Raw genomic sequence first — 8,809 nt, 5'->3', positions numbered from 1 at the left:
GTCGCCGCCGCCGCGCAGGCGGCGGAGGCGGGCGATGCGGCCGGCTTCACAGCGCTCGCCGCCGCCGCGCGCGAGACCGAGGCAGCGCTCAGGAGCCGTGCCACCGGCACACGCCAGCCCGGCTGGCTTGGGCAGAGCACCGTCTCCATATAGGGGCGAGACAGGACAGAGGATCACGCCCATGCCCGATGCGACACAACCCGCCATGCCCTCTGCGAGCACCGCGACCGTTCCCGTCACCGTGCTGACCGGCTATCTCGGCGCGGGCAAGACGACGCTGCTGAACCGCATCCTCACCGAGCGCCACGGGCTGCGCATCGCCGTCGTCATCAACGAGTTCGGCGAGCTCGGCGTGGACAATGACCTCGTCATCGGCGCTGACGAGGAAGTGTTCGAGATGAACAACGGCTGCATCTGCTGCACCGTGCGCGGCGACCTGATCCGCATCCTCGGCGGGCTGATGAAGCGGCGCGACAAGTTCGACGCCATCCTCCTCGAAACCACCGGCCTCGCCGACCCCGCCCCCGTCGCGCAGACCTTCTTCGTCGACGAGGACGTGAAGGCAAAGACGCGGCTCGATGCGATCGTTACCGTCGTCGATGCGCGCCACCTGCCCGCACGGCTCGCGGACACGCGCGAGGCGGAACAGCAGCTCGCCTTCGCCGATGTGGTGGTGTTGAACAAGACCGACCTCGTGACGCCCGCGGAAGCCGACGCGGTGGAGGCGCGCATCCGTGCGATCAACCCGCACGCGACGATCCACCGGGCCGAGCGCGCGAACGTGCCGGTCGAGGCCGTGCTCGGGCGCGATGCCTTCTCGCTCTCGCGCATCCTCGACGATCGCCCGGAGTTCCTCGAGAACACCGACCATGCGCATGACGAGGCGGTGCGCTCGGTCTCCTTCTCGATCCCCGGCGCGGTCGACCCCGAGAAGTTCAACACCTGGATCTCGGGCCTGCTGGCCGAGAAGGGCGCCGACCTGCTGCGCACCAAGGGCGTGCTCGCCTATCCGGGCGAGGACCGGCGCTTCGCCTTCCAGGCCGTGCACATGATCGCCGACGGCGATTTCGTGAACCCCTGGGCCGCGGGCGAGGCGCGCACGAGCCGCATCGTCTTCATCGGCCGCAACCTCAACCGCCCGCAACTGCGTCGCGGCTTCGAGGCGTGCGCGGCGTGAGGGATCGGGCGTGACGGCAGAGACCGCAGGCGCGGATTTCATCCTCGAGACGCGCGGCTCGTCGCACGCGCTCGAGGCGCATGTCGTCGCTGCCGCAATCGATGGCGCCGGCCGGCACGTCGCCTTTGGGCTGGGCGACGGAACGGTGGCACTCATCGGCCTCGCAGACCCTGCACGGGTGGCGTCGCGCGTGGCGGTGCATGACGGGGCCGTCCTGGCGCTCGCACCCGATTGCGCGGCCGGTGCGTTCCTCTCGGGCGGCGACGATGGGCGTTTCGCGCGCGTCGATGCCGCCGGCGACGCGACAACGATCGCGAGCTGGCCGGGACGGTGGGTCGAGCATGTGCTCGCCTTCCCCGGCAAGTCACCCTGGCGGGCGGCGTCCGTGGGAAAGGCAACGCATCTGTTCGACGGCGGAACGGACGCGTCAACCCTCAAGACGCTCTCCCATCCCTCGACCGTCACCGGCATCGCCACCGATGCGAAAGGGAAACGGATCGCCGCGAGCCACTACAACGGGGCAAGCGTGTGGTTCGTCGCTGCGAAGGAGGACAGGCCGCGCGCCTTCGCCTGGAAGGGCAGCCACACCGGCATCGCGATGAGCCCGGACGGGCGCTACCTCGTCACCTCCATGCAGGAGAATTCGCTGCATGGCTGGCGGCTCGAGGACGGGGCCGACATGCGGATGAGCGGCTATCCCGCCAAGACCAAGTCGATGTCCTTCACCGCGAAGGCGCGCTGGCTCGCCACCTCGGGCGCCGAGGCCGTGGTGTGCTGGCCCTTCTCCGGCGACGGGCCGATGGGCAAAGCCCCGCGCGAGCTTGCCGGCGGCGATGCGGTGCTGGTGAGCCAGGTGGCCTGCCACCCGCACCACGAGGTGGTGGCGGCTGGCTTCGCCGACGGTCTCGTGGTGCTGGTCGAGATCGAGAGCGGGCGCGTGCTGCCGGTCGCCGACCAGGGGCGCGGGGCGGTGAGCGCTCTCGCCTGGAGCCCGGACGGGCGCTGGCTCACCTTCGGCACCGAAACCGGCTTCGCCGCGGTGGTGGATTTCTCCAGCCCATCGCGCTGAAAGCGCGATGGGGGTTTTTGCCCTCAGGCGCGGGGCGCAGTCGCGCGCTTGAAGGAAGCGAGATGCGCGGGGTGCATCAATCGCTCCTTACGGCGACCATCATGAGGTAGCGCGCCCGGCCCTCGCGCAGCAGTCGCTCGAGCTTCAGCGCGCCGATGCGGGCATCGACCACCCGCCGGAAATCACCGAGCGGCAGGTAGCGCCGCCCCGTCATCAGCCGCACCGCCAGCCGTTCGATCGCCCCGACACTGCGCGCCGGCACCTGCCCCGTCAGGTCCACGACACGCCGCACGGCAAGCCCTGACGCGGCAAGCCGCGCGCGCCAGCCTGCTTCGTCGGCCAGGGCAGGGGCACGCAACAGCCGCGTCAACTCACGCCGCTCGGCCGCCGCCGAGGCCGCAACGGCATGCTCGACCAGGACCAGCCTGCCGCCCGGGCGAAGCGTGCGGCCGAGCGCGGTGAGCACCGCCTCGGCATTCGGGCAGCGCAACAGGCACTCGACCGCGAACACTGCATCATATTGCTGGCCGGGCGGATCGTCAGGCGCGCGGAGATGCACGGCAACGGCGCCGATCAGCCCGCGCGCCTGCGCCGCCGCCCGCGCCCGCTCCGCCTGGATCGGGGAGAAGGTGAGGCCCGTCCAGCTGCCGCCGCGCCGCACCGCGATGTCGATCATCATGTCGCCGAGGCCACAGCCGGCGTCGAGAACCTGCGGCTCGTCGGGCAGGTCGGCGGCCTGTTCCACGATGCGGTGAAGCTCCGCCGCATCGACCCTTCCGGACGCATCGACCAGCACGCGATGGACCGTGGGTTCCCTGCCCCGCAACCGCGCGCGCAGCAGCGCATCGCGCGAGATGACATCGAGGAAGCGCGCGATCGCCCGCTCGCGCGCCCGGGCGGGAGACCGGGCGGGAAACGAGGCGGGAGCGTAACGGATCGGTTCCATGCGCAGCAAAACTGCCTTTCCTCGCCTGCCGCGACAAGCACTGACGCGCGACCACGCAATCGTGTGTGGCGCTGCCCACGGCAGCCTTGAGCATGCCGCAATGCCGTGGCGTCTGTGGGGCATGCTGAACACGATTCGTGAAACGATCGGCCTCGTGCGGTCGGTCGTGATCTATCATCGCGGCGGAACGGCGCGCCGGCGCACGCTCGATGCCTGGTACCGACGCTTCCTGGGCCCCGGCGAACTCGGCTTCGACATCGGCGCCCATGTCGGCGACCGCATCGCCAGCTTCCGCCGCATCGGCGCGCGCGTCGTGGCCCTCGAGCCGCAGCCAGGGCCGATGCGGGTGCTGCGCCTGATGTTCGGCCGCGATGCGGGCGTGAGCCTGGTGCAGGCCGCGATCGCCGCAACACCGGGCAGCGTGACGCTCTACATCAACCCGGCGAACCCGACCGTCAGCACCGCCTCGACCGATTTCCTGAAGGCGGCCGATGGTGCTGCCGGCTGGCAGGGCCAGCGGTGGTCAGCGAACGTGACGGTGCCGGCGACGACACTCGATGTGCTGGTGGCCGAACACGGCGCGCCGGCTTTCGCCAAGATCGATGTCGAGGGGTTCGAGGCGGAGGCCCTGGCGGGCCTGTCGGCGCCGGTGCGCGCCGTGTCGTTCGAGTTCACGACCATCCAGCGCGACGTCGCCCAGGCCGCTCTCGACCGGCTGGCCGCCCTCGGCTACCGGGCGTTCAACGCCTCGCTCGGCGAGAGCCTTGCCTTCGCCCATGCCGCGCCGCTCGACCGCGACGCGATAGCTGCGTGGATCACGGCCCTGCCGCTGGAGGCCAACAGCGGCGATGTCTACGCCAGCCTCGAGCCCGCCAGGGTGACGGCGTAAGGGAGCGCCTCGCGCTCGCTGCCGGCGCTCGCTCCGTCAAGCGCGCGAACTGCGCGCCGCCGCCCCTGCGGCGAGCCAAGCCGCCGGAGGCGGCGCCCGGCGCCTGAGGGCATGAAACCGCCCCCGGCGCCTGAGGGCACTCAACCCAACGCCTTCACCATGGTCGAGCCCAGCGCGGCGGGGCTGTCGGCCACATGGATGCCGGCCTCGCGCATCGCGGCCATCTTGAACGCCGCCGTGTCCTTGCCGCCCGAGATCACCGCACCGGCATGGCCCATGCGGCGGCCCGGCGGGGCGGTCGCACCCGCGATGAAGCCGACGACGGGCTTCTTCACCTTCTCGCGCGCCAGGAACTCCGCCGCCTCGACTTCCGACTGCCCGCCGATCTCGCCGATCATGATGATAGCCTGCGTCTCGGCGTCGGCGAGGAACATCTCCAGCACCTCGATGAAGTCGAGCCCCTTCACCGGGTCGCCGCCGATGCCGACGCAGGAGGTCTGGCCGAGCCCGGCGGCCGTCGTCTGCGCCACGGCCTCGTAGGTGAGCGTGCCGGACTTCGAGACGATGCCGATCTTGCCGCGGCGGTGGATGTGGCCGGGCATGATGCCGATCTTGCACGCATCCGGCGTGATCACGCCCGGGCAGTTCGGGCCGACGAGCTTCGACTTCGTTCCCGTCAGCGCGCGCTTCACCCGCACCATCTCGAGCACCGGAATGCCCTCGGTGATGCAGACGATCAGCGGCATCTCGGCGTCGATCGCTTCCAGGATCGCGTCCGCCGCGAAGGCGGGCGGCACGTAGATGGCGGAGGCGTTCGCACCCGTTTTCGCCTTTGCTTCCGCTACCGTATCGAACACCGGCAGGTCGAGATGCGTCGTCCCGCCCTTGCCCGGCGTCACGCCCCCGACGACCTTGGTGCCGTAGGCGATCGCCTGCTCGCTGTGGAACGTGCCCTGGGCGCCGGTGAAGCCCTGGGTGATGACCTTGGTGTTCGCGTCGACCAGCACGGCCATGTCACGCGGCCTCCTTCACGGCCTTCACCACCTTGGCGGCGGCGTCGGCGAGGTTGTCGGCGGAGACGATCGGAAGCCCCGATCCCGCCAGGATCTTCTTGCCAAGCTCGACATTCGTGCCTTCGAGCCTGACCACGAGCGGCACCGACAGCGACACCTCGCGCGCGGCGGCCACCACGCCCTCCGCGATCACGTCGCAGCGCATGATGCCGCCGAAGATGTTCACCAGGATGCCCTCCACGTTCGGGTCGGACAGGATGATCTTGAAGGCGGCGGTGACCCGCTCCTTCGTCGCCCCGCCGCCGACATCGAGGAAGTTCGCAGGCTCGCCGCCGTACAGCTTGATGATGTCCATCGTCGCCATGGCGAGGCCGGCGCCGTTGACCATGCAGCCGATGTTGCCGTCGAGCGCCACGTAGTTCAGGTCGTGCTTGCCGGCCTCGAGCTCCTTCGGGTCCATCTCCGTCTCGTCGCGGAGATCGGCGATGGCCTTGTGGCGGTAGAGGGCGCTGTCGTCGAACGTCACCTTGGCGTCGAGCGCCACCACCTCGCCCGCGCCGGTCACGACCAGCGGGTTGATCTCGACGATCGCGCAGTCGAGCTCGACGAAGGCGCGGTAGAGCGAGAGAACGAAGGTGGTGAAGCTCTTTACCTGGTTGCCGGTGAGGCCGAGCCCGTAGGCGAGCTTGCGCCCGTGGAAGCCCTGCACGCCCGCGGCGGGGTCGACATGCACGCGGAGGATCTTCTCCGGGTGGTGGGCCGCCACCTCCTCGATCTCAACGCCGCCCTCGGTGGACGCCATGATGACGACGCGGCCGACGGCGCGGTCGATCAGCAGGCCGAGATAGAGTTCGCGGGCGATGTCGCAGCCGCTCTCGACATAGACGCGCTGCACCTTCTTGCCGGCGGGCCCCGTCTGGGCCGTGACGAGAACCTTGCCGATCATCGCCTCGGCGGCGGCCTTGGCCTCGGCTGGCGACTTGGCGATGCGCACGCCGCCCTTGCCGGAGGCGTCATCGAGGAAGCGGCCCTTGCCGCGGCCGCCGGCATGGATCTGCGCCTTCACCACCGTCACCGGCGTGCCGAGGGAGGCAGCGATCTTCTCGGCCTCCTCGGGGCTCCACGCGACGCCGCCTTTCAGCACCGCCACGCCGTATTTGGCCAGGACTTCCTTGGCCTGGTACTCGTGGATGTTCATGCGGGAGCCCCCGTTCTCGGAAGGATGATCCAGATGCGAAGCGGGCCAGGTTGCCCTGGCCCGCGTCAGTTCAGCCGACGAGCTTGCGGCTCGCCTCGATGAGCTCCTGCACCGAGGCGCAGCTTTTCTCGAAGGCGGCCTGCTCGGCCTCGTTCAGCGTGATCTCGACGATACGCTCGACCCCGCCGGCACCGATCACCACGGGCACGCCGACATAGAGGTCCTTCACGCCGTACTGGCCCGACAGCCAGGCGGCGCAGGGCAGCACGCGCTTCTTGTCGCGGAGGTAGCTCTCGGCCATCGCGATCGCAGAGGCCGCCGGCGCGTAGAACGCGGAGCCCTTCTCGAGCAGCTTCACGATCTCGCCGCCACCGTTGGCTGTGCGCGTGACGATCGCGTCGATCTTCTCCTGCGTGGACCAGCCCATCTTCACGAGGTCGGGCACGGGGATGCCGGCGACGGTGGAATAGCGCGTCAGCGGCACCATCGTGTCGCCGTGGCCACCGAGCACGAAGGCCGTCACGTCCTCGACGCTCACGCCGAACTCATGCGCGAGGAACAGGCGGAACCGCGCGCTGTCGAGCACGCCCGCCATGCCCACCACCTTGTGCGCGGGCAGGCCGGATTTCTGCTGGAACACCCACACCATGGCGTCGAGCGGGTTGGTGATGACGATGACGAAGGCATCGGGGCAATGCGTCTTGACGCCCTCTGCCACGGTCGCGATCACGCCGGCATTCTTGGCCACGAGATCGTCGCGGCTCATGCCGGGCTGGCGCGGGAAGCCGGCAGTGATGATCACCACGTCCGCGCCCGCGATGGCGCTGTAGTCGGACCCGCCGGTCATCAGGCTGTCGAAGCCGTCGACCGGGCTCGACTGCATGATGTCGAGCGCCTTGCCGGCAGCGACACCGCCGAACACGTCGAACAGCACGACGTCGCCGAGTTCCTTGAGCCCGACCAGGTGGGCGAGCGTGCCGCCGATGTTGCCGGCGCCGATGAGCGCGATCTTGCTGCGGGCCATGGACACCTTCTTTCGTCGTCGCGTGTGGTCTGGATGCGGTGGGCGTCTTCTGGCGCCATGCCGCCGTGCCCCAGGAAGGGACGGCCGTTCCCGTAGCCTGTTTGGTGCGCTGCGGCAAGCGAGTGGCACATGGCGGATCAGCGGCGGCGGCCGCCCTCGCTGCGGAAGCGCCGCACGCTGGCAGCCGCCTCGTCGAGCATGGCCTGGGAGCGCCGCTCGGCTGCCTTCGCGGCCTCCGCCGCCCGACGCTCAGCCACATGCTCGACCGCACGCTCCGCCGCCCGCGCCTCGGTGAGGGCGAGCCGCATCCGCTCGGCCGCCGCCATGGCCGCCTCTGCCTTCCCCGCCTCGGTGGCGGCGATGACAAGGCCGCGCGGCAGCCAGGCAGCGTAGGCGCCTGGCTCGGCGTCACGCGCCTCTGCGTCGAGCGCGGCTTCCGCGGCGGTGGCGCGCGCGATCGCAGCCCCTTCGGCGCCGATCGCGGCGGCAAGGTCGCGGCGCGCCTCGCTCACCGCGAGCCGGCGGAGGCGGGCGAGCGTGGCGAGCGGGTCACGTGACATCGCCACCTCCCAGGATGGCCGCGAGAGCGGCGAAGGCATGCTCGGGCGGTGTCGCCTCCTCCCGGTCCTGTGCCAGCAGCGCCTCGATCCGGGGAGCGAGGCGAACGGCCTCGTCAACGTCAGGGTCGGTGCCGGGGCGGTAGGCGCCGAGGCGGACCATGTCGGCCATGTCGGCGTGGAGTGCGAGCAGCCGCCGCGCGCGGGCGAGCAGCGCCTTCTCGTCGGGGGAGAGGATGCCGGGGGCGGCGCGCGAGAGGCTGCGCAGCACGTTCACGGCGGGGAAGCGGCCGGCCTCGGCGATGCGGCGTTCGAGAACGACATGGCCGTCGAGGATGCCACGGGCGGCATCGGCCACCGGCTCGTCATGGTCCTCGCCCTCCACCAGCACGGTGAAGAGGGCGGTGATCGACCCTCCCTTCCCTTCGATGCCAGGCCCCGCGCGTTCGAGCAGGCGCGGCAGGTCGGCGAAGACCGAGGGGGGATAGCCGCGCGTGGCGGGCGGCTCGCCGGCCGAGAGCCCGATCTCGCGCGCAGCCAGGCAGAACCGGGTGACGCTGTCCATCATCAGCAGGACGTTCAGCCCCTCGTCGCGGAAATGCTCGGCGACCGCGAGTGCCGCATGCGCCGCCTCGCGCCGGAGCAGCGGCGCGGCATCGGAGGTCGCGACCACGACGACGGAGCGGGCGAGCCCTGCCTCGCCCAAATCATCCTCGATGAACTCGCGCACCTCGCGGCCGCGCTCGCCGACCAGCGCGATCACGGCAACGTCGCACTCGGCCTGGCGGGCGAGCATGGCCATCAGCGTCGACTTGCCGACGCCCGAGCCCGCGAACAGGCCGAGCCGCTGGCCCTGCCGGCAACCGGCGAAGAGGTCGAGCGCGCGCACCCCCATCGGCAGGCGCGGCCCGAGGCGTGCGCGGGCCGTGGCCGGCG

At 70.7% G+C, this 8,809-nt stretch carries 9 protein-coding genes; 3 read left to right on the top strand and 6 right to left on the bottom strand.

All coding sequences use genetic code 11. The features are described from left to right. Nucleotides 1-181 precede the first annotated feature (181 nt). The gene (locus tag Q0C38_RS22735) at nucleotides 182-1,177 is read left to right on the top strand and encodes a GTP-binding protein (protein WP_291299429.1); all 996 of its coding nucleotides are present in this window, start codon (nucleotides 182-184) and stop codon (nucleotides 1,175-1,177) included. Nucleotides 1,178-1,187: 10 nt separating this feature from the next. Further along, nucleotides 1,188-2,246, top strand: a complete 1,059-nt coding sequence (locus Q0C38_RS22730) for a WD40 repeat domain-containing protein (protein ID WP_291299428.1) — start codon at nucleotides 1,188-1,190, stop codon at nucleotides 2,244-2,246. Nucleotides 2,247-2,322: 76 nt separating this feature from the next. Here the strand turns inward: Q0C38_RS22730 and Q0C38_RS22725 are convergent, their stop codons facing one another. Next, on the bottom strand, nucleotides 2,323-3,192 hold the full coding sequence (locus Q0C38_RS22725) for a cyclopropane-fatty-acyl-phospholipid synthase family protein (RefSeq protein ID WP_291299427.1): 870 nt from the start codon (nucleotides 3,190-3,192) through the stop codon (nucleotides 2,323-2,325). Between the two features lie 121 nt (nucleotides 3,193-3,313). Between Q0C38_RS22725 and Q0C38_RS22720 the strand changes: the two genes are divergently transcribed. Next, nucleotides 3,314-4,081 (top strand): FkbM family methyltransferase, encoded by a 768-nt coding sequence (locus tag Q0C38_RS22720; RefSeq protein WP_291299426.1) that lies wholly within the window; start codon nucleotides 3,314-3,316, stop codon nucleotides 4,079-4,081. 140 nt (nucleotides 4,082-4,221) lie between these two features. On the opposite strand, the gene sucD is transcribed toward Q0C38_RS22720, so the two are convergent. The 5 genes from sucD to Q0C38_RS22695 all read right to left on the bottom strand — a co-directional run. Then, nucleotides 4,222-5,094 (bottom strand): succinate--CoA ligase subunit alpha, encoded by an 873-nt coding sequence (gene sucD / locus Q0C38_RS22715; RefSeq protein WP_291299425.1) that lies wholly within the window; start codon nucleotides 5,092-5,094, stop codon nucleotides 4,222-4,224. Nucleotide 5,095: 1 nt separating this feature from the next. After that, nucleotides 5,096-6,292, bottom strand: coding sequence for an ADP-forming succinate--CoA ligase subunit beta (gene sucC / locus Q0C38_RS22710; RefSeq protein ID WP_291299424.1), 1,197 nt, complete (start codon nucleotides 6,290-6,292; stop codon nucleotides 5,096-5,098). A 70-nt stretch (nucleotides 6,293-6,362) separates the two neighbouring features. Beyond that, nucleotides 6,363-7,316, bottom strand: coding sequence for a malate dehydrogenase (gene mdh / locus Q0C38_RS22705; protein WP_291299423.1), 954 nt, complete (start codon nucleotides 7,314-7,316; stop codon nucleotides 6,363-6,365). 137 nt (nucleotides 7,317-7,453) lie between these two features. Beyond that, nucleotides 7,454-7,876, bottom strand: a complete 423-nt coding sequence (locus Q0C38_RS22700; RefSeq protein WP_291299422.1) for a hypothetical protein — start codon at nucleotides 7,874-7,876, stop codon at nucleotides 7,454-7,456. Next, nucleotides 7,866-8,809 (bottom strand): FliI/YscN family ATPase (locus tag Q0C38_RS22695; protein ID WP_291299421.1); only part of this gene is annotated, 944 nt, incomplete at its 5' end. The genes Q0C38_RS22700 and Q0C38_RS22695, both read right to left, overlap by 11 nt.

The organism is Elioraea sp. (assembly GCF_022842375.1).
Classification (GTDB): domain Bacteria; phylum Pseudomonadota; class Alphaproteobacteria; order Acetobacterales; family Acetobacteraceae; genus Elioraea_A.
The sequence above is the reverse complement of the archived record's forward strand: the minus strand, read 5'-3'. Positions and strand labels throughout refer to the sequence as shown.